This window comes from Streptomyces sp. NPDC096193 (assembly GCF_040302905.1).
Classification (GTDB): Bacteria; Actinomycetota; Actinomycetes; order Streptomycetales; family Streptomycetaceae; genus Streptomyces.
Genome location: NZ_JBEOSJ010000010.1, coordinates 34,152 through 57,747 on the forward strand (window position 1 = coordinate 34,152; position 23,596 = coordinate 57,747).

Below are 23,596 nucleotides of genomic sequence, written 5' to 3' on the forward strand. Positions count from 1 at the left end.
TACCGCCGGAATGGTAGTCATCCACGCGCGGCAGGCTGACGTCAGTCCGCGTCGACGGTGACCGAGAAGGAGAACCGGTCGCCCCGGTAGTGGATCCGCGCGACGTCCACCACCCGGCCCTCGCCGTCGTACGTCACCCCTGTGTAGTGCAGGATCGGACTCAGCAGCGGCACCTCCAGCAGCTCCGCCGTCCGCGGGTCCGCCAGCCGGGCCTCCACGGTGTCCGTGATCCGGCTGATCCGCACACCGACCGCGTCCCGCAGCACCTTGGTCATCGGCCAGCGCTCCAGATCCGCGAGATCCAGTGCGGCCGCGATGTCCGGACGCACCGCGTTCTCCGCCCAGTTGGTCGGCTCTCCGCTCTCCCCGTCGCAGCGCAGCCTGCGGTACGTCACGACCTCGGCGACGTCCGGGAAGTACTCGGACAGTTCGGCGGGCACCGGACCGGGACCGTGTCCGAGGATCGTCGTCCGCTCGCCCGACTGCTGGGCCACGATCGCGTCGATCGAGCCCAGCAACCGACGCGGCGCCCCCCGACGGGCCCCCGGTTCGATGAAGGTGCCGCGCCGACGGTGCCGGCTGATCAGCCCCTCCGCCTCCAGCTCCTTGAGAGCCTGCCGCATGGTCAGCACGCTCACGCCGTAATGCGCGGCGAGCTGCTCCTCGGTGGGCAGCCGCAGCGACGCCTCGGGCCCCCGGCCGAGTATCGAGGCGCGCAGCGACTGCGAGACCTGGTACCACAGCGGCAGCTTGCGGTTCAGGACCAGCGAGTCGGGGGCGAAGGAGGTCACGGCATCTCCGTACTACGACCTGAAGTGGCGCTCAAGACCCTGCCACACGTTGTCGTAGCCCTTCTGCAGATGGTCCGCGCCCGCCGCCTGCTCCGTCGCGGTCACCGGCCAGCGCGTCTCGAACATGAACGCCAGCCCGTCGTCGATCTTCTGCGGCTTGAGCTCGGCCGCGCTCGCCCGGTCGAACGTGTCCCGGTCCGGCCCGTGCGCCGACATCATGTTGTGCAGCGAACCGCCGCCGGGCACGAAGCCCTCCGCCTTCGCGTCGTACGCGCCCTCGATCAGGCCCATGTACTCGCTCATCACGTTGCGGTGGAAGTAGGGCGGCCGGAAGGTGTCCTCGCCGACCAGCCAGCGCGGTGCGAAGACCACGAAGTCGACGCCCGCCAGGCCCGGGGTGTCGGACGGCGAGGTCAGCACGGTGAAGATCGACGGGTCCGGGTGGTCGTAGCTGATGGTGCCGATGACGTTGAACCGGCGCAGGTCGTAGACGTACGGCAGGTGGTTGCCGTGCCAGGCGACCACATCGAGCGGGGAGTGGTCGTACGTCGCCGCCCAGAGGTTGCCGCAGAACTTGTTGACCACCTCCACCGGACGCTCCACGTCCTCGAAGGACGCCACCGGAGCCATGAAGTCACGGGCGTTCGCGAGCCCGTTGGCGCCGATCGGGCCGAGATCGGGGAGCTGGAAGGGCTGACCGTAGTTCTCGCACACATAGCCGCGGGCACTGTCGTCGAGCAGTTCCACGCGGAAGCGGATGCCGCGCGGGATCAGGGCCACCTCGCCGGGACGGGCCGCGAGCAGGCCGAACTCCGTGACCAGCAGCAGGCCACCGCGCTCGGGGACGATCAGCAGCTCGCCGTCGGCGTCGCTGAACACCCGGTCCGTCATGGACGCGTTGGCGTGATAGAGGTGCACGGCCATGCCGGTGCGCTGGGTCGTGTCGCCGTTCCCGCCGAGCGTCCACAGACCGGCCAACCAGTCGGTCCCCGGCGCCGGCTCGGGCAGCGGGTTCCAGCGCAGCCGGTTGGGGTCGGGGACGGTCTCGGTGAACGGCGCGCTGCGGAGGCCGCCGTTGCCGACCCGGACGAACGGCGGATGAGCCGCCGACGGCCGGATGCGGTAGAGCCAGGAGCGGCGGTTGTGGACACGCGGCTCGGTGAACGCCGAACCGCTCAGCTGTTCCGCGTACAGCCCGAGCGGTGCCCGCTGCGGTGAGTTGCGCCCGAGCGGAAGCGCGCCCGGCACGGCCTCCGAGCTGTGCTCGTTGCCGAACCCGGGGGAGTACCCCAGGGACTCGGCCGTCTTCCGCGCCTGCTCGATGCCGTTCATCGCCCGCTCCCGGTGCTGAAGGAATCCTGGAATCCTATGGACTACCGTAGGATTGCGGAGCGCCCCCGTCAACGGCATCCGGACGGCATGATGGAGCGCGTGTCCCCCGCCCATCTACGACGTGAGCCCGTGCAGCGGCGGAGCGCCGAGCGGCTCGCCCGGATTCTGGACGCCTGCGCCGAACTTCTCGACGAGACCGGATACGAGGAGCTGTCCACGCGTGCGGTGGCCGTGCGGGCCGGCGTGCCGATCGGTTCCGTCTACCGGTTCTTCGGCAACAAGCGTGCCCTGGTGGACGCGTTGGCCGAGCGCAATCTCGACAGATACACCGACCGCATCGCGGACCGGCTCGGCGGGCCGGCCGAGGGTGACTGGCGGGGGCTGCTCGATGTGGTGCTCGGCGAGTACGTGGCGATGAAGCGAACGGTCCCCGGCTTCTCGCTGATCGACTTCGGCAACCAGATCCCGGTGGGTTCGCCGGCCACCGGTGCGAACCACCAGGTGACCGACCGCTTGGTCGGCCTGCTGGCGGCGCAGGTGGGCCGGGAGCCGGACGATGTGCTGCGACGCGCGGCGCTGGTCGCGGTGGAGGCCGCGGACGCCCTGCTCCAACTGGCGTTCCGGGTGGACCCGTCGGGCGACGAGGCGATCGTGGGGGAGACACGGGAGCTGCTGCGGTCATATCTGGCGCGGGTGCTGGACTGAGGCGGTCCGGGGGTGCGGCGGCCGATGCCGTCCGATGACCGGGCCCCGACACGGGCTCCCGCCCGGCTACCCGGCCCTCGGCAGGGACCCGAGTCCGGCAACCGGGCCCGGCGCGGGTTGCCGCCTGCCTACTCGGCCCCGGCACGGGCTCCTGGTTGTCCGGACTCGGCACGGGCCGTGCTCGGCAGCCGGGCCCCGGCCCGCCCCCGGCCCCCTCCCCGCAACCGGACCCCCGCAAGGACTCCCGCCCATGCATACCGGTCGGTATGCTCGGCCGGAACCGAGCGACACCGACGCCGCCCCGGGGAGGGCCCATGTCCCGCACAGCTGCCGCCCGTACCGCACCGACGGGCGGCGACGGAGCCGAACCGGCCGGGGAGACACGCACCGCCCTGCGGATCTGCCCGCTCTGCGAGGCCACCTGCGGTCTCACTCTCACCATCGAGGGCACCCGTGTCGTCTCCGCGCGCGGCGACCGCGACGACGTCTTCAGCCGCGGGTTCATCTGTCCCAAGGGCGCCTCCTTCGGAGAACTCGACGCCGACCCCGACCGGCTGCGCACCCCGCTCGTCCGTAAGGACGGCGAACTGCGCGACGCCACCTGGGCCGAGGCCTTCGACGCGATCGCCGCCCGGATCAGGCCGCTGATCGAGGAGCACGGGGCGAACGCCGTCGGCGTGGTCCTCGGCAACCCGAACGTGCACACCATGGCCGGCGCGCTCTACCCGCCGGTGCTGCTCTCCGTACTGCGCAGCCGCAACCTCTTCACCGCCAGCACCCTGGACCAGATGCCCAAGCACGTCTCCAGCGGACTGCTGTTCGGCGACGCCGTCGCCATCCCCGTCCCCGACCTGGACCGCACCGACCATCTGCTGCTCCTCGGCGCCAACCCGCTGGAGTCCAACGGCAGCCTCTGCACGGCCGCCGACTTTCCGGGCAAGCTCAAGGCGCTGCGCAGGCGCGGCGGCACGCTGACCGTCGTCGACCCCCGCCGTACGCGCACCGCGCAGCTCGCCGACCGTCATGTGCCCATCCGTCCCGGCACCGACGCCCTGCTGCTCGCCGCGCTCACCCACGTCCTCTTCGAGGAGCGGCTGACCGACCTCGGCCGGCTCGACGGCCATGTCGAGCACCTGCGCGACGTCGAGGCGGCCGTCGCCGAGTTCACCCCCGAGGCCGTGGCCGCCGCCTGCGACATGGGCGCCGGCGAGATCCGCACGATCGCCCGCGAACTGGCCGCCGCCCCCACCGCCGCCGTCTACGGCCGCATCGGCAGCTGCACCGTGGAGTACGGCACCCTCGCCAACTGGCTGGTGGACGTGCTCAATGTGCTCACCGGCAATCTCGACCGCCCCGGCGGCGCGCTCTTCCCGCTCTCGGCCACGGCGCCCGCGCCCCGCCCCGCCGGTCCCGGCAGGGGCTTCGCGCTCGGCCGCTGGGCGAGCCGGGTGAGTGAGCGGCCCGAGGCCAAGAGCGAACTGCCGATGGCCGTACTCGCCGAGGAGATCGACACCCCCGGCGAGGGCCGGATCCGCGCGCTGATCTCCATCGCCGCCAATCCCGTGCTCTCCGCGCCCGACGGCGACCGCCTCGACCGCGCCCTGGAACAGCTCGACTTCATGGTCAGCGTCGACCCCTATCTCAACGAGACCTCCCGGCACGCCGACGTGGTGCTGCCCCCGCCCCCGCCGTCCCAGAGCTCCCACTTCGACTTCGCCTTCAACGCCTTCGCCGTGCACAACCAGGCCCGCTACACCCCTGCCGCCGTACCTCTGGAGGACGGCCGCATGGACGAGTGCGAGATCCACGCCCGTCTGGTCCTGGCGGTCGGCGGTATGCACGGCGCGCCCCCCGAGGCCGTCGACGACATGGTCATCGAGAAGGCCCTCACCAAGGCCGTCGCCGAACCGCACTCGCCCGTCCATGGCCAGGACGTGAAGGAGCTGACCGCTCGGCTGTCCGGCCGTACGGGACCCGAGCGCCGCCTCGACATGATGCTGCGCACCGGGCCGTACGAGCTCACCCTCGACACGCTCCTGGAGAACCCGCACGGCGTCGACCTCGGACCCCTCCGGCCGCGCGTCCCCGAAGTGCTCAGGACCCGCAGCGGGCGGATCGAGCTGCTGCCCGGGCCGATCGCCGACGATCTGCCGAGGCTGCGCAGCGCCCTGGACGAGCGGCCCGAGGCCCTCGTGCTGGTCGGCCGCCGCCATCTGCGCTCCAACAACAGCTGGATGCACAACGTGCCCGCGCTCAACGGCGGCTCCAACCGCTGCACTCTCCAGATCCACCCCGACGACGCGGCCCGGCTCGGGCTCCAGGACGGCGAGCAGGTGTGCATTGCGGCGGACGGCGGCCGGGTCGAGGCGCCCGTGGAGATCACCGACACGGTGCGCACCGGTGTGGTGAGCCTTCCGCACGGCTGGGGGCACAGCCGCCCGGGCGTGCGGATGTCGGTGGCCGCGTCCCGCCCCGGCGTCAACGTGAACCAGCTGCTCGACGGTTCGCGGCTGGACCCGCTGTCCGGCACCGCCGTGCTCAACGGATTCCCGGTGGAGCTTTCCCCAACTCGATGACCTGGGGTTTTGCTCGTATTGCTCACGCGTCAACATCTTGTTAACAGCATTTGACGCCACCTAACGTCGTCCGGACCGCCGCACCGGTGGGAGTTCAAGGATGAACGTTAGGTGTCCCCCATGCTGACAATCCTCGGCTTCGCCATGATCGCGACCTTCCTGGTCCTGATCATGATGAAGAAGATGTCGCCGATCGCGGCTCTGGTCCTCATCCCCGCGCTCTTCTGCGTGATCGTCGGGAAGGGTGCGCACCTCGGGGACTACGTCCTCGAGGGCGTCGGCCAGCTCGCGCCCACCGCGGCGATGCTGATGTTCGCGATCGTCTACTTCGGCGTGATGATCGACGTCGGGCTCTTCGACCCGATCGTCCGCGCCATCCTGCGGTTCTGCAAGGCGGACCCCATGCGGATCGTGGTCGGCACGGCCGTGCTGGCGGCGATCGTCTCGCTGGACGGCGACGGCTCCACCACCTTCATGATCACGGTCTCGGCGATGTATCCGCTCTACAAGCGTCTCAAGATGAGCCTGGTCGTGCTGACTGGTGTCGCCGCCACGGCGAACGGCGTGATGAACACCCTTCCCTGGGGCGGCCCCACCGCCCGTGCGGCGTCCGCCCTGAAGCTCGACGCCGCCGACATCTTCGTCCCGATGATCCCGGCGCTCGCCGTCGGACTGCTGTTCGTCTTCGTCCTCGCCTTCGTCCTCGGCCGCCGTGAGCGCACACGACTCGGCTACCTCTCCCTGGACGAGGTGCTGGTGACGGAGACCGAGACGGTCCTGGTCGGCGCGGGTGGCGCGGACACGACCCGTACTCCCGGCGGCGCGGGCGGCGGTACGGCCGCAGGCCTCGGCGCCGGTTCCGGCGACGGGGACAAGGCCCCGGGCAAGGCCGCCCACGCCGCGGTGGACGACAGGGACGACACGGACAGGGACGACACGGACAGGGACGACACGGACGGGGACGACGAGGCCTTCCAGGGTCTCGACCCCCACCGGGAGACCCTGCGCCCCAGGCTCTACTGGTTCAACGCCGGTCTCACCGTGGCCCTTCTCGCCGCGATGATCATGGAGCTGCTGCCCATCCCGGTGCTGTTCCTCATCGGCGCCGCGCTCGCGCTGACCGTCAACTTCCCCAGGATGACGGACCAGAGGGCCCGGATAGCCGCCCACGCCGACAACGTCCTCAACGTCTCCGGCATGGTCTTCGCCGCCGCCGTCTTCACCGGTGTCCTCACCGGCACCGGCATGGTCGAGCACATGGCCGACTGGCTCGTCGGCGCCATTCCCGAGGGCATGGGTCCGCACATGGGCCTCGTCACCGGGGTACTGAGCCTGCCGCTCACGTACTTCATGTCGAACGACGGTTTCTACTTCGGCGTCCTGCCGGTCCTCGCCGAGGCGGGCTCCGCCCACGGCGTCTCCTCGCTGGAGATCGCCCGCGCCTCCCTCGTCGGCCAGCCGCTGCACATGTCCAGCCCGCTCGTCCCCGCCGTCTACGTCCTCGTCGGCATGGCCAAGGTCGAGTTCGGCGACCACACCAGGTTCACGGTCAAGTGGGCAGCACTCACCTGCCTGGTGGTGCTCGGCGCCGGAATCCTGTTCGGGATCATCTGACCGTGACCGGATCCCGGAGTTGGCTGCTGCGTCTCGTCATCGCCTTCGGCTTCGCGCAGGCGGCGGTGTCGATGGCGCGGCCCGCCGTCTCCTACCGGGCGCTGTCGCTCGGTGCGGACGAGCGCGCGGTCGGTGTGATCGCCGGCGTGTACGCGCTCCTTCCCCTGTTCGCCGCCGTACCGCTGGGGCGCAGGACGGACCACGGGCGGTGTGCACCCCTGCTGCCCGTCGGTGTCGTCCTGATCTCCGGCGGGTGTGCCCTCAGCGGTACGGCGGGCTCGCTCACGGCGATGGCGGCCTGGAGTGGGGTGATGGGCCTCGGTCATCTCTGCTTCGTCATCGGCGCGCAGTCGATCGTCGCCCGTCAGTCCGCACCGGACGAACAGGACCGCAACTTCGGGCACTTCACCATCGGCGCCTCGTTCGGACAACTGGTGGGGCCCGTCGCCGCCGGGTTCCTCGTCTCCGGCGAGGACGGCGCCATGGGCCGTACGAGCGCGCTCGCCCTGGTCGTCTCGGCTGCCGTCGGCGCGGTGTCCCTCACCTCGCTGTGGCGCATCGAGCACCGCACCAGTGGCACCCCGGCCCGCGAACGCCCCCGGAAGGTCCCCGTCCGCCGGATACTCGGCGCCCGGGGCGTGCCCGCCGGGATCTTCATCAGTCTCGCCGTGCTCTCCGCCACCGACATCCTCACCGCCTATCTCCCGGTGATCGGCGAGCATCGCGGTATCGCACCCGCGACCGTCGGCCTGCTGCTGAGCCTGCGCGCGGCCGCCACCATCGCCTGCCGGCTGGTGATGACCCCGATGATCCGGCTGCTCGGCCGCACGGCCCTGATGGCCGTGACCTGTCTGCTCGGCGCGCTGCTCTGCGGCGGTATCGCGCTGCCCGTCCCCGTCTGGGCACTCGCGGTGATGCTCGCCGCCCTCGGCTTCTGCCTGGGGGTGGGACAGCCGCTGTCCATGACAACGGTCGTACAGGCTGCCCCGGCCGGTGCGCGGTCAACGGCGCTCGCCCTGCGGCTGACCGGAAACCGTCTCGGCCAGGTCGCGGCCCCCGCCTCCGCCGGTGTGATCGCCGGTGTCGCCGGGCCCGCCGCGCCGTTCGCGATGCTGGGCCTTCTGCTGCTGGTCGCGGCCGGTTTGGGGATGCGGGCCCCGACTCCCGCCGGTGGTGCGGGCGTTCGGACCACCGGGGGAGGTAGCTGCGGCCTCCCCGGCACCGTACAAAAACCCCGCACCCAACATTCGCCCGAATCATTCCGCGACCGGGAGTAGTCGGCTAGTTTCAGGCGTCGCCACCGCTCCTCCTCATCCCTGGGCGGAACTCCATGACGCGCGCCATTTCCCTGCACAGTGTCAGCAAGCGTTACGGACGGGGCGCACGCACCGTCGACCGTTTCAGCCTGGACATCGAGCCCGGCGAGTTCGTGGTCCTGCTCGGTCCGTCGGGGTGCGGCAAGTCGACCGTGCTCCGCATGATCGCGGGTCTGGAGGAGATCACCGAGGGCGAACTGCTGCTGGACGGCGAGCTGTCCAACCATGTGCCGCCCCGCGACCGGGCGATGGCGATGGTCTTCCAGAACTTCGCCCTCTATCCGAGCATGACCAACCGCGAGAACATCGGCTTCCCGCTGCGGCTGGAGAACCCGCGTCTGGACCGCGCGCCCCGGGTCGAGGCCACCGCCCGGATGCTCGGCATCGAGGACGTCCTGGACCGCTATCCGAGTCAGCTCTCCGGTGGTGAACGCCAGCGGGTCGCCATGGGCCGGGCCATCTCGCGCAGACCGTCCGTCTTCCTGATGGACGAGCCGCTGTCCAACCTCGACGCGAAACTGCGCAACCATCTGCGGGCCGAAATATCCCAGCTCACCCGGGAGTTGGGGGTCACCACGGTCTATGTCACACACGACCAGGCCGAGGCGATGTCGCTGGGCGACCGGGTCGCCGTGATGCGCGGCGGGGTGCTCCAGCAGGTGAGCACCCCGCGCGAGACCTACGCCATGCCCGCCAACGTCTTCGTCGCGGCGTTCATCGGCACGCCCCGTATCAACCTCCTCCAGGCCGTCGTCTACGCCCCGCTCGACGGCCGGATGTCGATCGACCTCGGCAAGCAGCGGCTGCCGCTGCCCGAACCGCTCAGCGTGGACCACCAGTTGCTCCGCGTACAGCAAGGCCGCGACATCATCGTCGGACTGCGCTCGGAGTCCACCCGTATCGCGCCGCCCAGCCAGGCCCGCCCCGGCGAGGTCGCCCTGACCGGCATCGTCGAGCACACGGAGTACCAGGGGCACGAGGCGCTGGTGCACTTCACCACGGGATCGCGGCCCGCGGTGGTCGCCGACCTGGAGTCGCCCCGGCCGCGGCCGCCGGTGCGCCGGCGCAGGAGCCGGCGCGGCGGTCCGGGCGTGCTCACCCGGATCAGGGAGCGTGCGGTCACGCAGGTCGCCGGTCCCGTCGTCGCGCTCGACGACCCGGAGCCCGTGCCGTTCGCGACGGAGCGTCCGGCCACCGCGCCGAGCGACCTCGTCGTACGGACGGGGCCGGATGTACGGCTGCGGACCGGCGCCCAGGTGCCGCTCCTGGTGGACCTCGCGCATCTGTACGTCTTCGACCACCAGGGTCAGCGGATCTGCCCCGCGCCGCCGGACCTGCTCGGCCTGGAGGCCTGACGCGGGACACGGCGCCCGATCCGACAGACCGCGCCTGACCTGCCAGACAGCGCCTGCCCCGACAGCCGCCTCTGCCCCGGCGCACCGCGACTGCGTGAGTGAGGTGGTCGTGGCCCGATCGGCACGGTCGCCCCTGGCGCCAAAAAACTAACACCGCTAGTTTGGGTCGCACGAATGCCGGCAGGTTCTGGAGGAGTGCGATGAAGGCCCACGACGGGATGTACATCGGCGGCCAGTGGCGGCCCGCCGCCGGACAGGACACCATCCCGGTGGTGAACCCGGCGGACGAACAGGTCATCGCCCATGTCCCGGCCGGCGGACCCGAGGACGTCGACGCCGCTGTACGGGCCGCCCGCGACGCGTTCCCCGGCTGGGCCGCGACACCGCCCGCCGAGCGCGCGGCCGGGATCGGCGCCCTGCGCGACGCCCTGGTGGCCCGCCAGGAGGAGATCGCCGAGACCGTGACCGCCGAGCTGGGCTCACCGCTCGCTCTCTCGCAGGCCGTCCACGCGAGCCTGCCGGTGATGGTCGCCGGCTCGTACGCCGAACTGGCCGCCTCGTACGCCTTCGAGGAGAAGATCGGCACCTCCACCGTTCTGCTGGAGCCCGTCGGTGTGGTCGGTGCGATCACGCCCTGGAACTATCCGCTGCACCAGATCGTCGCCAAGGTCGCCCCGGCCCTCGCCGCGGGCTGCACCGTCGTCCTCAAGCCCGCCGAGGACACCCCGCTGACGGCCCAGCTCTTCGCCGACGCCGTGCACGAGGCCGGGCTGCCCGCCGGGGTCTTCAACCTGGTGACCGGCCTCGGCCCGGTGGCCGGACAGGCCCTCGCCGCCCACGAGGGCGTCGACCTCGTCTCCTTCACCGGCTCCACCGCGGTCGGCCGGCAGATCGGCGCGACCGCCGGGGCCGCCGTCAAGCGGGTCGCCCTGGAACTCGGCGGCAAGTCCGCCAATGTGATCCTGCCGGGAGCCGACCTCGCGAAGGCCGTCAACGTCGGCATCGCCAACGTCATGTCCAACTCCGGCCAGACCTGCAGCGCCTGGACCCGGATGCTGGTCCACACGGATCAGTACGACGAGGCCGTCGCCCTCGCGGCCACCGCGGTCGCCAAGTACGTCCCCGGGGAGCGCGTCGGCCCCCTCGTCAGCGCCAAGCAGCAGCAGCGGGTGCGCGGTTACATCGAGAAGGGCGTCGCCGAGGGCGCCCGGCTGGTCGCGGGCGGCCCCGACGCCCCGAAGGAGAAGGGCTACTACGTCAGCCCCACCGTCTTCGCCGACGTCGCCCCGGAGATGACCATCGCGCAGGAGGAGATCTTCGGCCCGGTCGTCGCGCTGCTCAGGTACGAGGACGAGGACGACGCCCTGCGGATCGCCAACGGCACCGTCTACGGCCTCGGGGGAGCGGTGTGGGCCGCGGACGACGCCACGGCCGTCGCCTTCGCCCGCCGGATGGACACCGGACAGGTCGACATCAACGGCGGACGCTTCAACCCCCTCGCGCCCTTCGGCGGGTACAAGCAGTCGGGCGTCGGGCGCGAGCTCGGTCCGCACGGTCTGTCGGAGTACCTCCAGACCAAGTCCCTCCAGTTCTGAGACGGAGATGTCCACCGTGGTCCGCGCCGCCGTACTGCCCGCCGTCGGCTCTCCGCTGGAGATCACCGACATCGAACTTCCCGAGCCCGGCCCCGGCCGGGTCAGGGTCCGCCTCACCGCCGCCGGGGTCTGCCACTCCGATCTGTCCCTGTCCGACGGCACGATGCGCGTGCCGGTGCCGGCCGTCCTCGGCCACGAAGGAGCCGGGAGGGTCGTCTCGGTCGGTGAGGGCGTCACCCATGTCGCCCCGGGGGACGGCGTCGTCCTCAACTGGGCGCCTTCCTGCGGTACCTGCCACCACTGCGGCATCGGCGAGGTGTGGCTGTGCGCCGGCGCGCTCGCCGGAGCGGCGGACATCCACGCCCGCACGGCCGACGGCCGGGAACTGCACCCCGGCCTCAACGTCGCCGCCTTCGCCGAGGAGACGGTGGTGGCCGCCCGCTGTGTCATCCCCGCCCCGGAGGGCATCCCGCTCACGGAGGCTGCCCTGCTGGGCTGCGCGGTCCTCACGGGCTGGGGCGCCGTGCATCACTCCGCCCGGGTGCGCGAGGGGGAGTCGGTGGCCGTCTTCGGCGCGGGCGGGGTGGGCCTCGCCACGCTCCAGTCGGCGCGGATCGCCGGGGCCTCCACCATCGTGGCCGTCGACGTCTCGCCCGAGAAGGAGCAACTGGCCCGGGACGCCGGGGCGACGGAGTTCGTCCTCGCGTCCGACACCACCGCGAAGGAGATCCGCAGACTCACGGGCGGTCAGGGAGCGGACGTCGCGATCGAGTGCGTCGGCCGGGCCGTGACCATCCGTACGGCCTGGGAGTCCACCCGGCGCGGCGGCCGCACCACCGTCGTCGGCATCGGCGGGAAGGACCAGCAGGTGACCTTCAACGCCCTGGAGATCTTCCACTGGGGCCGGACCCTGTCGGGCTGTGTCTACGGCAACAGCGACCCCGCGCGGGACCTGCCGGTCCTGGCCGGGCACGCGCGGGCGGGCCGCCTCGACCTGGCCGGTCTGGTGACGGACCGGATCGGTCTCGCGGACATCGCGTCGGCGTTCGACAACATGCGGACGGGGCGCGGAGGCAGGGCGCTGATTCTGTTCGGCCAGGAGTGAGGATGCCCGTCCTGTCTCGCTGACGGGGCGGGAAAAGCCCAGCTCGGCGGGCCTGTGCCCGCCGGGCGCTCCGGGCTGCCCCGGCTCCCCGCATGGCCGAAAAACAACTGCTGCGCACCCCGTTGACGTCATACCCACCGGTCGGTACGTTCCCCGCACTCCCCGTCCCCCGCACCACGGAGTGAGCACACATGGACACCGCACCCCCTTCCCCACGGGCCGGAACCGCACCGGCGGACAGCCCGGCGGCCCCCAACCGCCGCCGCGTCGCGACCGCGGCCGCCCTCGCCTCGGCCGTCGAGTGGTACGACTACTTCGTCTTCGGTATCGCCGCCGCCCTCGTGCTCGGCGATCTGTACTTCCCCTCCGGCAGTTCATCGGCGGGCGTGCTCGCCGCGTTCGCCACCTTCGCGGTCGGGTTCCTCGCCCGGCCGGTCGGCGGCATCATCGCGGGCCAGCTCGGCGACAGGCGCGGTCGCAAGCCGATGCTCGTCCTGGCCCTGACACTGATGGGCACCGCCACCGCGGGCATCGGTCTGCTGCCGACGTACGAGACGATCGGCATCGCCGCCCCCGTACTCCTCGTGCTGCTGCGGATCGTCCAGGGCATCGCCGTCGGCGCCCAGTGGGGCGGCGCGATGCTGATGGCCACCGAGTACGCCCCCGAGGGCAAGCGTGGCCTCTACGGCAGCCTCGTCCAACTCGGTGTCCCCATCGGCGTGGTGAGCGCCAACACCGTGTTCCTCGTCGCCGGCGCCGTCACCACCGACTCCACCTTCGCGGCCTGGGGATGGCGCGTCCCCTTCTTCGTCGGCTTCCTCGTCCTCGGCCTCGCCTGGTACATCCACACACAGGTCGAGGAGACGCCCGAGTTCCGCGAGGCGGAGAGGGCGCTCGCCGAGAAGGAGAAGAGCGAGACCCGTTCACCGCTGCGCACGATCCTGCGCGAGCACCTCGGCACGGTGTTCCTGGCCGGTGGCTCGTTCGCGGTGAACACCGCGACCTTCTACATCATCATCACCGGTGTCCTCGACTACGCGACCCGCGAACTCGACATGAAGCGCAGCGCCGTGCTGGCGGTCTCCCTCTGTGTGAGCCTCACCCAACTGGTGCTGATCCCCGCGGCGGCCGCCCTGTCCGACCGCATCGGCCGACTGCGGATCTACGCCGCCGGAGCGGTCGGCCTGCTGGTCTGGGCGGTCCCGATGTTCCTCCTGATCGACACGGAGTCGCTGCTCTGGCTCGCCGTCGGCACCTTCGTCACCAGCTGCTTCCTCAGCATCATGTACGGGCCGCAGGCGGCCCTGTTCGCCGAGCTGTTCACCGCCGAGATGCGCTACACCGGCGCCTCGCTCGGCTACCAGATCGCGGCGGTGTTCGGCGGCGGGCTCGCGCCGTTCATGATGGTGCTGCTGCTGGAGGCGACCGGTACGTCCATGGCGGTGTCCGCCTACATCATCGGACTCGCCGTGATCGCCCTTGTCTCCATCAGGATCCTGGCTTCGAGGGCGGCCGCTCGCGAGTAGGGCCCGTCGATCGGATCGCGTCCGGGCGGCCGCCCACCACTTCCCCGGAGGGGGCGGCCGTCACCGCGCGGGCCCGGGAGCGTGAGACCGCCACGCCCGCCAGGCACAGCGCGCCGCCCGCCATCGTCAGCCACCCGGGGATCTCGTCCAGCGCCAGCCACGACATCAGGACCACCAGGGCCGGTACGGCGTAGGTCGTCGCGCCCATGCGTCCCGCGGTCGTCCGGGCCAGCGCGTACGCCCAGGTCGTGAACGCCAGAGCCGTCGGGAAGACGCCCAGGTAGACCATGTTCAGCGTCGCCGAGGCCGGCGCGCGGGCCGCCTGGTCGACCAGCTGCCCGATGAACGGCAGACACGCCACCGCCCCGACCAGACAGCCGAAGGCCGTCACCTGAAGCGCGCTCGCATGCGCCAGCGCCGGCTTCTGGGCGACGACACCGCCCGCGTACCCGACCGCGGCCAGCAGACACAACAGCACGCCCAGCGTGGAGGCGCTGCCCCGGCCGGACATCGACAGCCCCACCGTCACCGCTCCGGCGAAGGAGACCGCCATCCCCGCGAGCAGCCGCGGCGGCAGTGCCTCGCCCAGCAGCCTGGCGCCGAGGAGCGCGATGAGCACCGGTCCGATGTTCACCACCATCGCCGCCGTGCCCGCGTCGACCTCCTGCTCACCCCAGTTGAGCACCACCATGTAGACGCCGAACCAGAGCAGCCCGGAGACCGCGATCCCCGGCCAGGCGGCCCGCGGCGGCAGTCCCTCCCGCCGTACGAGCAGAACCAGGCCGAGTGCGAGCGAACCGGCGAGGAGCCGTCCGAGCGCCAGCGCACCGGGGGAGTACGCCTCACCGGCGCTGCGGATCGACACGAACGCGGAGGCCCACAGCACGACGGTGACACCCGCCGCGACGAGGGCGGGCCACTGCGCGCGGTGAGAGGAGGGCGGGGAGGGGTCCACGGGGCTCATGGTCCGACCGTATGACGCCGACGCTTCGGCGTTCACCGCAATATCTCCGGTTCGATGCCGAGCAGCTCGGCGAACGCACGCTCGCCGTCCGGGGTCACCTTCACCGCGCGTTGCGACCCGATCCGTACGCACCAGCCGGAGTCCAGCGCGTGCCGGCACAGGGCGGCCCCGGCGGCACCCGCGAGATGCGGTTTGCGCTCGGTCCAGTCCAGGCACGACCGTACGAGCGGCCGTCTGCCATGTGGTTCCAGTTCGAGGCCCAACGTGCTGAACCAGCCGACCCCTTGAGGGGTGAGCGCGAAGCCGGCGTCCTGGCGCAGCAGGCCGCGTGCGGTCATGGCCTCGGTGACCGTGATGCCGAGCCGCCCGGCGAGATGGTCGTAGCAGGTGCGCCCGCGGGCCATCGCGCTCGCGGCGCCGGCGGCACGGAGGGTCCGCGGCGCCGGCCGGCTGCCGGGAGCGGTGTGCCCGGCGAGCTCCTCGACCAGGTGGGCCACCCTGTCGTCGGCGAGCCGCACATACCGGTGCCGCCCCTGACGCTCCTCGGCCAGCAGCCCGCCGGCGACGAGCCTGCCCAGATGCTCGCTGGTGGTCGACGGCGCCACGCGGGCATGGCGGGCGAGCTCGCCCGCGCTCCAGGCGCGCCCGTCGAGCAGGGCGAGGAGGAAGGAGGCACGGGTCTCGTCGGCGAACAGCGCGGCGAGGGCGGCGAGATCGCGAGAGGAGGTCATGTCCCCAGGATGCGCCGACGACGGTTCGGTGACGGCCGAAGGGTTCAGGAGGCCGGGGCCGAGGTGTCGGCAGCAGGGGTGCCGGGTGCCGGCTCGTGCGTCCCCCGGGGGACCGGCCGGTGTCACTCCACGGCTCGTGTGTCCTCCGCGGACCGGCTCGCGTGTCCTCTGCGGACCCGCTCGTGCACCTCCGCGGACCGGCCGGTGCCGCCCGGACGGCTCGCGCCCGCGCAACGGCGTTCGGTCAGGCGCGCACCATGGCCGCGTACTGGACCGCCAGGCCGTCGACGAGCGCCCGCAGCCCCGTCTCGAACGCGCCTTCGTCCACCTTCTGCTGCCGGTCGGCCAGCAGGTGGGCCTGACCCAGATGCGGGTAGTCGGCCGGGTCGTACGCCGTCTCGTCGTCCACGAAGCCGCGTGCGAACGAGCCGAGGGCGGAACCGGTGATGAAGTACCGCATCAGCGCCCCGATGTAGGTCGCCTGGGCCGGTGGCCAGCCCGAGCGGACCATCGCGCCGAACACGGCGTCGGCCACCCGCAGGCCGGCCGGACGCCGTCCCGGGCCCCGGGCGAGCACCGGGACGATGTTCGGGTGCTCGGTGAGGGCCGCGCGGTAGGAGACGGCCCAGTCGTGCAGCGCCGTGCTCCAGTCGCGTCCGTCGCCCTCGTCGAACATCGACAGATCGACCTGGGCGCTGACCGCGTCGGCGACGGCGTCGAGGATCTCGTCCTTGTTGCGGAAGTGGTTGTAGAGGGACGGGCCGCTGACACCGAGTTCGGCGGCCAGGCGCCGGGTGGAGACCGCCTCCAGGCCCTCGGCGTCCACGAGCGCGCTCGCCGTCTCGACGATGCGTTCTCTGCTGAGGAGGGGCTTGCGCGGTCGGGCCATGCGGCACATAGTAGGGCCTGCCGACAAGAAACTAGCAGTGATAGTTAAAAGCGGAGTGTGGCGCATGGACCTGGAGCTGAGCGAGGAGCAGGCGGCGGTACGGCAGCTGGCCGTGGACTTCGTGGCCCGCGATGTCACGCCCTACGCGGCCGAGTGGGACCGGGCCGAGAGCGTCGACCGGTCGATCGTGAAGAAGCTCGGCTCGCTGGGCTTCCTCGGTCTGACGATCGACGAGCAGTACGGCGGTTCCGGAGGTGACCACTTCGCGTACTGCCTGGTCACCGAGGAGCTCGGGCGCGGAGACTCCTCGGTGCGCGGCATCGTCTCCGTCTCCCTGGGGCTGGTGGCCAAGACCATCGCGGCCTGGGGCGACGAGGAGCAGAAGCGCCGCTGGCTGCCCCGGCTCACCAGCGGCGACGCGCTCGGCTGCTTCGGCCTCACCGAACCCGGCACCGGCTCCGACGCCGGAAACCTCACCACACGCGCCGTTCGCGACGGCGACGACTGGGTCATCAGCGGCTCCAAGATGTTCATCACCAACGGCACCTGGGCCGATGTGGTGCTTCTCTTCGCGCGGACCGACGATGCTCCCGGGCACCGCGGTGTCTCCGCCTTCCTCGTGCCGACGGACAGTCCCGGCCTGACCCGGCACACCGTCCACGGCAAGCTGGGGCTGCGCGGACAGGCCACCGCCGAGCTCGTCCTCGACGCCGTGCGGGTGCCGGCGGACGCGCTGCTCGGCCCCGAGGGCAAGGGCTTCTCGGTCGCCATGTCCGCCCTCGCCAAGGGCCGGATGTCGGTCGCGGCCGGCTGTGTCGGCATCGGCCAGGCAGCACTGGACGCGGCCGTCGGCTACGCGGGCGAGCGGGAGCAGTTCGGCAAGCCCATCGCCTCGTACCAGCTGGTCCAGGAGCTGATCAGTGACATCGCCGTCGACGTGGCGGCGGCCCGGATGCTGACCTGGCGCGTCGCCGACCTCGTCGACCGCGGCCGGGACTTTGCCACCGCCGCGTCCCAGGCCAAGCTCTTCGCCTCCGAGGCGGCCGTCCGCGCGGCCAACAACGCCTTGCAGGTGTACGGCGGTTACGGCTACATCGACGAGTACCCCGTCGGAAAGCTGGTCCGCGACGCCCGTGTGATGACGCTCTACGAGGGCACCAGCCAGATCCAGAAGCTGATCATCGGCCGTGCGCTGACCGGAGTCTCCGCGTTCTGACCCGCCACGGTCGGCGGTGGGATGAGTACGCCGCTGAGTAGCAGCGCCCATGTGGGCCCGCTCGACGGCCGCGAAGCTGAGGTCCATGAGTGAGACACAGGTCAAGCAGCAGAACACCGCCGCGTACTACGGGCAGGCCGTCGCCTCCTTCGCCGTCGCGCTCGGCGCCGTCGCGCTCGGCATCTACACCATGGACGCCGACCGCTGGGTGCGCGCGTTCCTGGCCGTCGCCGTCCTCTACCTCACGACCTCCGCCTTCACTCTGGCCAAGGTCGTCAGGGACCGTCAGGAGGCCGGGCACATCGTCAGCCGGGTGGACCAGGCCCGGCTGGAGAAGCTGCTCGCCGAGCACGACCCGTTCCAGAAACTGTGAAGCGCTGAAGCGGTGAAGCACTGGAGCCGGCAAGATCCGCACGGCAGACTCTAAGCGCTTGCTCACCTTCGGGGTATGGTGTTCCCGCTGCTGAGCGGAAGGGGCGAGCGATGAGTACGGCGGAGGACACGACCGGCGAGGACATGCCGTGGGGCGAGGTCGCGCCCGAAGCGGCGAGGAAGTTGCTGGTCGCCGCCGTCGACGCCTTCGCCGAGCGTGGCTATCACGCGACGACGACCCGCGACATCGCCGGCCGCGCGGGCATGAGCCCCGCCGCGCTCTACATCCACTACAAGACCAAGGAAGAGCTCCTTCACCGGATCAGCCGAATCGGCCACGACCGGGCGCTGGAGGTGCTGTCTGCGGCGTCCGCACGCGGCACGACCCCCGGTGAGCGTCTCGCCGAGGCCGTGAGCTCCTTCGTGCGCTGGCACGCCGGCCGCCACAACACCGCCCGGGTGGTGCAGTACGAGCTCGACGCCCTCTCCGCGGAGCACCGCACCGAGATCGTGGAGCTGCGCCGCCGCAGCGACGCGGTCGTGCGCGAGATCCTGCGCGACGGGGTGGAGGCGGGCGAGTTCGACGTCCCGGACGTGCCGGGCACCACGCTGGCGGTCCTCTCCCTGTGCATCGACGTCGCGCGGTGGTTCAACACCAGTGGAACCAGGACGCCCGAGGAGGTCGGCTCGCTCTACGCCGACCTCGTCCTGCGCATGGTCTCCGCGCGCAAGTAGCCTCCGGCAGGCCCGCGGCGCCCGACGGCCCCGCAGCCCCGCGGCGCCGGGGTGCCACGGGGCCTCGATCCGCGCGACGGGCGGACGATGCGACTCGGCGAAGCGCGGACGATGCGACTCAGAAGAAGTAGCGGGACACCGACTCGGCGACGCACACCGGCTTGTCGCCGCCCTCGCGCTCGACCGTGACCAGGGCGGTCACCTGCACACCGCCGCCCGCCTCCTCGACGCTCTGCAGCACCGCCGTCGCGCGCAGACGCGAGCCCACCGGCACGGGAGCGGGGAAGCGGACCTTGTTCGTCCCGTAGTTGATGCCCATCTTCATGCCCTCGACGCGCAGCACCTGCGGCACGAGAGCCGGCAGCAGCGACAGGGTGAGGTAGCCGTGCGCGATCGTCGTGCCGAATGGGCCGCCCGCCGCGCGCTCGGGGTCCACATGGATCCACTGGTGGTCACCGGTCGCGTCGGCGAAGAGATCGATCCGCTTCTGGTCGACCTCCAGCCAGTCGCTGTGCCCCAGCTGCTCGCCGACGCCGGCGCGCAGCTCGTCGGGGGAGGTGAAGATCCTCGGCTCGGCCATGTCCCTGGTCCCTGCCTCTCACGCACGGAAACGATTGTCTAAGCGCTTGCTCAGCATGGTCGGGCGGGCGCGGTCCTGTCAACGATCGACGAGTAGCCTTCGGGGAGTGCCACAGATTCCCGAGAAGGTTCATGAGCTCACGGTCGGCCAGCTGTCCGCGCGCAGCGGCGCTGCCGTGTCCGCCCTGCACTTCTACGAGTCCAAGGGCCTCATCAGCAGCCGCAGGACCACCGGCAACCAGCGCCGCTACACCAGGGACGCACTGCGCAGAGTCGCCTTCGTGCGGGCGGCGCAGCGCGTCGGCATCCCGCTCGCCACGATCAGGGACGCCTTGGCCGAACTGCCCGAGGAGCGCACGCCCGACCGCGAGGACTGGGCGCGGCTCTCCCGGGCCTGGCGCAGCGAACTGGACGAACGCATCCAGCAGTTGGGGCGGCTGCGCGACCATCTCACCGACTGCATCGGCTGCGGCTGTCTCTCGCTGGAGAACTGCGTCCTGTCCAACCCGGACGACGTCTTCGGCGAGCGGCTGACGGGTTCCCGGCTGCTCCCCGAGCGCGGCCGTGCCAAGGGCGACGGCTGACCCGGTCGCGTTCCCGACCTGTCCGCGCTCGGTGACCTGCCCGCAGTTCTGTCATGCCCGAGCTCGTGACCTGCCCGCTGCCGACCGGACACCGGACACCGGACACGGACGAGGGCGGGCCCGCACCCCCGTGTCGGGCCCGCCCCCACTCCGCCCCCAAGAGCGGCCGGCTTCCGCTACTCGTACTCCGTGCCGCCCTTGCGGGTCGGATACGCCGGGCTCACCGCCTTGGCGATCGCCCGGCCGCCCACCACGGGGCTGTAGCGCTCGGTCGTCGGACGGATGACCACGCCCTCCCGCAGGTGGAGCTCGCGGCCGGAGACCGTTTCCGGGCCGCTCGCCGGCCGCAGGACCGTCTCGACGTCGTACGGGCCCTCGTGCAGCCGTGGCACCAGGGGCAGTTCACCGTCGAGCATCGGTCGTGTTTCATCGCCTCCACTCTCCGGGGAGCAATTGCGGTGGGGCCAGCGATTTTGTGTCTGCTACGGTCGCCGGTTCACCGCGGCCCCGAGGGTTGTCCCCCGGGGCGGCTTCCGGGGCCGAAAGCCCGGGCGCAGGCCACCAGTTGGGCGTTGGACGCGGCCGGGCTGCCGTCGGGGAGCAGAAGGACGTCCTCCAGGCCCACCCGGGTGTCCAGGCCCAGCCGGCCCGCCAGCCGCAGCACCGGCCAGGCGCCGCCGTCCTCGCCGTGCAGCAGCACCGGCAGGCCGTGGGCGCCGTCCAGTTCGTTCAAAAGGGCGCCGGCCGTCGCGCCGGCCGTCGACGCGTCCGTGTCCGTCACCTCCGCGAGCACGCGCAGCACCCGCGGGGCCAGAGCGCACGAGCGGAAGCGCGACGCTCCGCGCGTACCGGACCAAATGCCCGCCTCCACGCCAACGCCGCGCTCCAGAAGGACGGCCGCGACCTCCTCGGCGCCCTCCTCGTGCCAGTTCACCGACGCATGGTCGGGCAGCACCGTCCAGTCCCGGATCCGCCGCACCCGGCGCGCCGGGTCCGGTTCCGCCCAGGCGCCCGTCGTCACCCCGACCGGCACGCCGACCACGGACCGGATCGCGGTGAGCACCTCGGCCACCACCCGGGGCGACAGGGTGTCCTCGCCGCACGGCGTCTTCGGATGCACATGCACATCGGCCGCGCCTGCGGTGACGGCCAGGGCCGCGGACTCGGCCAGGGCGGCCGGGGTCAGCGGCACGACGGCGCCGTCGGTTGCCGACCGGCTCCCGTTCAGACAGACCTGGATCATGCGGTCCATGGTGCCGGGCACCACTGACAGCGACACGTGGGGGCGGTACGACGCCGGAGCCCGCCCCCACGCCGCTCAGGCCACGGATGCCAGTTCCCGCCGTCCCGCCCGCTTGGCCGCCGCGACGGCCTCGGACGTCAGAACGGGCTGCGGCACCACGATGCCGCAGCCCGCACACACCGGCCCGAACCACGGCTCGTTCGCCAGATCCTGCCGCCAGACGATATGGGTCTCCTCGCAGACCGGGCAGGCGGCACGGGGGCCGTCCTCCAGCGCCGAGATCAGCCGGCGGAGCACCTCGTCCAGGGGTGCCGAGGGATGGGCTCCCGGACTGTCGCAGCGCGCCACCCCGTTCCCGCCCCAGGTCCGCCGGTGCCAGTCGTCGATGGCGGCCGGCCGCCGCAGTCCGTCGTGCTTCTCACGCTTCCTGCGGTCCGCGAAACCTTCCTCGTACGCGAGCCAGACCGCCCGCGCCTGTTCCAGTTCGTCGAGCGCGGCCACCAGCCGCGCCGGATCGGGCGCCCGGTCCTCGGGCTCGATACTGTGCCGTGCGCACAGGTGATCCCAGGTCGCCCGGTGCCCATAAGGGGCAAATCGCTCAAGGCACTTCCGCAGTGAGTAGCGCCGTAGCGCCAGATCACACCGCGTGTCGCGCACCTGTCTCGCAAGACTCCGGAAACCGGCCATCGCACTGCCACCTCCGTCGCTGGTACATCGGCGTTGAGGAATGGACGTACGAGTGCCCGATCCGGCTCCATCGAAAATCGAATGGCGTCCATCAGCGCTGCTTTCCCGACGGTTCCGGCCAGGGTCCCCGAGCGGCCCCGGCCTCCGCCCGCCCCCTTCGTTGCCGCCGTCGAAGCCGGGATCCGGGCGATCGGCGCGGGTCGGGGCGTTCGGAATCCCGGCTTGTTTTCTCCCCTTCCGTGTTCGAGAACACGACGTCCGTCGTCTCAGTGTTCGAGACGGCCCGCCGCCAGGACCACCCGTGCCAGCTCCCGATGGCAGATGTCGCTGTGCGCGCCCGACGGCGGTCCGCCGCGGCGCACGACGGCCGCCGTGTCCACACTCACGCAGCCGGATGCGGGTACGCCACGCGTCAGAGCCTCGTCCAGGGTGAGCCGGGCCGAGGACCGCACGCCCTGTATCCCGTCGTGCCCGAGCGCCCACCAGCGCCTGTCCAGACCGGCCGCGGTCGCGTCGTCCCCGGCGAGACGCGAGGCCAGCGGATACATCACCCCCAGAGCGCTGTCGTGCCGGGAGTAACAGGCCACCACCGGACCGTCGACGCGCTGCTCCATGGTGCGCAGCGCACCCGCGTTCTGCGGCGCGTGCGGCAGGCTCGGGGCGAACGCGTAGTGGGAGAAGGCTCCTTGGAGGAGTGTCACCGACTTCACATTGTCGGCGCCGTCGGGCAGGCCGCGCAGCGCGAACGCGACGAGCCGGGCGCCCTGGCTGTGGCCGACGAGGTGGACGCGCACCTCGGGGGAGGTGCGCGCGAGCTGTCCCAGCAGGGGTCCGAGCCCCAGCTCGCCCACGGTCCCCGCGCGCCGTTTCATGGCGTAGTACGTCGTCTGGCGCAGCAACTCCTTCGCCCCCTTCCACACCTTCGTCAGCCCGCCCCCGAGGGCGAAGGTGGCGGCGGCCGCCTCCTTGTCCGCGACCAGCTCCGTCTCCTCCAGGGCCAGGGTGAACTGCCGGCACAGCGACAGCGCGTCCTCGTACAGCACGGCGGCCGGGCCCCGTTCGTCCTTCGGCAGGTCCTCCGTGAAGCCGGCCTCCAGTCCGCCCGCGGGCACCTCGGCCAACTGCCGGGCCAGCCTGCCGAACTCGGCGAACGCGGCCTCCGACTCGGGCTGTCGGTCGAGGAGTTGTGCCAGGCGTGCCACCGTCGTCTCGTGGCCGGGGAAGAGACCGGCCAGGGCCTGCCGGGTCGCCGCGTCGAGCGCCACCGCATCGCGGCCGGCCCACCCGGGGACGGCCTCCACCGGTCCTGGGACGCTCTCGGCCGGGCCCGCGACGGCCGACGGGCCGAAATCGGGCACCGGCTCGTCGGTGAACCTCATCGAGGGCCACACGACTCCCGCGTACCCCAGCCGCGCCGAAGGGGCCGCCAGCCCCGGAAAGGGCGCGAGGAAGGACGAACAGAGCCTGCGCGCCACGGACGGTGTGTTGTTCCAGCCGTGCGCGAACACCACCAGATCGGTGACGTCCATGGCCCTCAGCCGGTCGCGCTGCGCGGCGTCGACATCGCCGTCCTGGTCGAAGGTGATGTCCTGATACGGCCCCACGCTCATGTCCGGCATGACTGCCCCTCCCCGTTAAATCCGCTTCTGCCAGAAGCATCCTGCGCACGGGGAGGGACGGC

The 23,596-nt window shown here is 71.7% G+C and carries 21 protein-coding genes and 1 pseudogene; 12 read left to right on the forward strand and 10 right to left on the reverse strand.

The annotated features are described in order from the left end of the window. Positions 1-41 precede the first annotated feature (41 nt). The gene (locus ABTX78_RS16675) at positions 42-791 is read right to left on the reverse strand and encodes a GntR family transcriptional regulator (protein WP_352207522.1); all 750 of its coding nucleotides are present in this window, start codon (positions 789-791) and stop codon (positions 42-44) included. 12 nt (positions 792-803) lie between these two features. Further along, positions 804-2,123, reverse strand: a complete 1,320-nt coding sequence (gene hmgA, locus ABTX78_RS16680) for a homogentisate 1,2-dioxygenase (RefSeq protein ID WP_352207523.1) — start codon at positions 2,121-2,123, stop codon at positions 804-806. A 90-nt stretch (positions 2,124-2,213) separates the two neighbouring features. On the opposite strand from hmgA, the gene ABTX78_RS16685 reads away from it, so the two are divergent. The 8 genes from ABTX78_RS16685 (at position 2,214) to ABTX78_RS16720 (ending at position 13,915) form a co-directional block, all read left to right on the forward strand. Next, positions 2,214-2,828, forward strand: coding sequence for a TetR/AcrR family transcriptional regulator (locus ABTX78_RS16685; RefSeq protein ID WP_352207688.1), 615 nt, complete (start codon positions 2,214-2,216; stop codon positions 2,826-2,828). A 314-nt stretch (positions 2,829-3,142) separates the two neighbouring features. Further along, complete coding sequence (locus ABTX78_RS16690) at positions 3,143-5,404, forward strand: molybdopterin oxidoreductase family protein (protein WP_352207524.1); 2,262 nt, start codon at positions 3,143-3,145, stop codon at positions 5,402-5,404. A 120-nt stretch (positions 5,405-5,524) separates the two neighbouring features. After that, the gene (locus tag ABTX78_RS16695; protein ID WP_352207525.1) at positions 5,525-7,018 is read left to right on the forward strand and encodes a CitMHS family transporter; all 1,494 of its coding nucleotides are present in this window, start codon (positions 5,525-5,527) and stop codon (positions 7,016-7,018) included. Beyond that, entirely contained in the window at positions 7,015-8,295 is a 1,281-nt protein-coding gene (locus tag ABTX78_RS16700; RefSeq protein WP_352207689.1) for an MFS transporter, read from the forward strand. The genes ABTX78_RS16695 and ABTX78_RS16700 overlap by 4 nt, the downstream gene beginning before the upstream one ends. Before the next feature lie 53 nt (positions 8,296-8,348). After that, positions 8,349-9,689: an ABC transporter ATP-binding protein gene (locus tag ABTX78_RS16705; protein ID WP_352207526.1), complete on the forward strand. Its 1,341-nt coding sequence runs from the start codon at positions 8,349-8,351 to the stop codon at positions 9,687-9,689. 200 nt (positions 9,690-9,889) lie between these two features. Further along, positions 9,890-11,284, forward strand: coding sequence for an aldehyde dehydrogenase family protein (locus tag ABTX78_RS16710; protein ID WP_352207527.1), 1,395 nt, complete (start codon positions 9,890-9,892; stop codon positions 11,282-11,284). Positions 11,285-11,300: 16 nt separating this feature from the next. Continuing rightward, on the forward strand, positions 11,301-12,389 hold the full coding sequence (locus ABTX78_RS16715; protein ID WP_352207690.1) for a Zn-dependent alcohol dehydrogenase: 1,089 nt from the start codon (positions 11,301-11,303) through the stop codon (positions 12,387-12,389). 191 nt (positions 12,390-12,580) lie between these two features. Beyond that, on the forward strand, positions 12,581-13,915 hold the full coding sequence (locus tag ABTX78_RS16720) for an MFS transporter (protein ID WP_352207528.1): 1,335 nt from the start codon (positions 12,581-12,583) through the stop codon (positions 13,913-13,915). Here the strand turns inward: ABTX78_RS16720 and ABTX78_RS16725 are convergent. The 3 genes from ABTX78_RS16725 to ABTX78_RS16735 form a co-directional block, all read right to left on the reverse strand. Continuing rightward, entirely contained in the window at positions 13,878-14,879 is a 1,002-nt protein-coding gene (locus tag ABTX78_RS16725; RefSeq protein WP_352207529.1) for a DMT family transporter, read from the reverse strand. The genes ABTX78_RS16720 and ABTX78_RS16725 overlap by 38 nt on opposite strands. A 32-nt stretch (positions 14,880-14,911) precedes the next feature. Further along, entirely contained in the window at positions 14,912-15,610 is a 699-nt protein-coding gene (locus ABTX78_RS16730) for an ArsR/SmtB family transcription factor (protein ID WP_352207530.1), read from the reverse strand. 244 nt (positions 15,611-15,854) lie between these two features. After that, complete coding sequence (locus ABTX78_RS16735; RefSeq protein ID WP_313947258.1) at positions 15,855-16,499, reverse strand: TetR/AcrR family transcriptional regulator; 645 nt, start codon at positions 16,497-16,499, stop codon at positions 15,855-15,857. 64 nt (positions 16,500-16,563) lie between these two features. On the opposite strand from ABTX78_RS16735, the gene ABTX78_RS16740 reads away from it, so the two are divergent. The 3 genes from ABTX78_RS16740 to ABTX78_RS16750 all read left to right on the forward strand — a co-directional run bounded on the left by ABTX78_RS16740 (position 16,564) and on the right by ABTX78_RS16750 (position 18,822). Then, complete coding sequence (locus ABTX78_RS16740) at positions 16,564-17,715, forward strand: acyl-CoA dehydrogenase family protein (protein ID WP_352207531.1); 1,152 nt, start codon at positions 16,564-16,566, stop codon at positions 17,713-17,715. Between the two features lie 85 nt (positions 17,716-17,800). After that, positions 17,801-18,088 (forward strand): YiaA/YiaB family inner membrane protein, encoded by a 288-nt coding sequence (locus tag ABTX78_RS16745; RefSeq protein WP_352207532.1) that lies wholly within the window; start codon positions 17,801-17,803, stop codon positions 18,086-18,088. A 110-nt stretch (positions 18,089-18,198) separates the two neighbouring features. Further along, entirely contained in the window at positions 18,199-18,822 is a 624-nt protein-coding gene (locus ABTX78_RS16750; protein ID WP_352207533.1) for a TetR/AcrR family transcriptional regulator, read from the forward strand. Positions 18,823-18,940: 118 nt separating this feature from the next. On the opposite strand, the gene ABTX78_RS16755 is transcribed toward ABTX78_RS16750, so the two are convergent. After that, positions 18,941-19,402 (reverse strand): MaoC family dehydratase, encoded by a 462-nt coding sequence (locus ABTX78_RS16755; protein ID WP_313947262.1) that lies wholly within the window; start codon positions 19,400-19,402, stop codon positions 18,941-18,943. A 106-nt stretch (positions 19,403-19,508) separates the two neighbouring features. Between ABTX78_RS16755 and soxR the strand changes: the two genes are divergently transcribed. Continuing rightward, complete coding sequence (soxR, locus tag ABTX78_RS16760; RefSeq protein WP_352207534.1) at positions 19,509-19,985, forward strand: redox-sensitive transcriptional activator SoxR; 477 nt, start codon at positions 19,509-19,511, stop codon at positions 19,983-19,985. A gap of 176 nt (positions 19,986-20,161) precedes the next feature. Here the strand turns inward: soxR and ABTX78_RS16765 are convergent. The 4 genes and pseudogenes from ABTX78_RS16765 to ABTX78_RS16780 form a co-directional block, all read right to left on the reverse strand. Further along, positions 20,162-20,401 (reverse strand): annotated as a pseudogene (locus ABTX78_RS16765) (RNA ligase family protein); the annotation flags it as partial. Positions 20,402-20,481: 80 nt separating this feature from the next. Then, positions 20,482-21,228 (reverse strand): 3-keto-5-aminohexanoate cleavage protein, encoded by a 747-nt coding sequence (locus ABTX78_RS16770; RefSeq protein ID WP_352207691.1) that lies wholly within the window; start codon positions 21,226-21,228, stop codon positions 20,482-20,484. A 75-nt stretch (positions 21,229-21,303) separates the two neighbouring features. Next, complete coding sequence (locus tag ABTX78_RS16775; protein WP_352207535.1) at positions 21,304-21,915, reverse strand: hypothetical protein; 612 nt, start codon at positions 21,913-21,915, stop codon at positions 21,304-21,306. A gap of 266 nt (positions 21,916-22,181) precedes the next feature. Continuing rightward, positions 22,182-23,525, reverse strand: coding sequence for a serine-threonine protein kinase (locus ABTX78_RS16780; protein ID WP_352207692.1), 1,344 nt, complete (start codon positions 23,523-23,525; stop codon positions 22,182-22,184). Between the last annotated feature and the right edge of the window lie 71 nt (positions 23,526-23,596).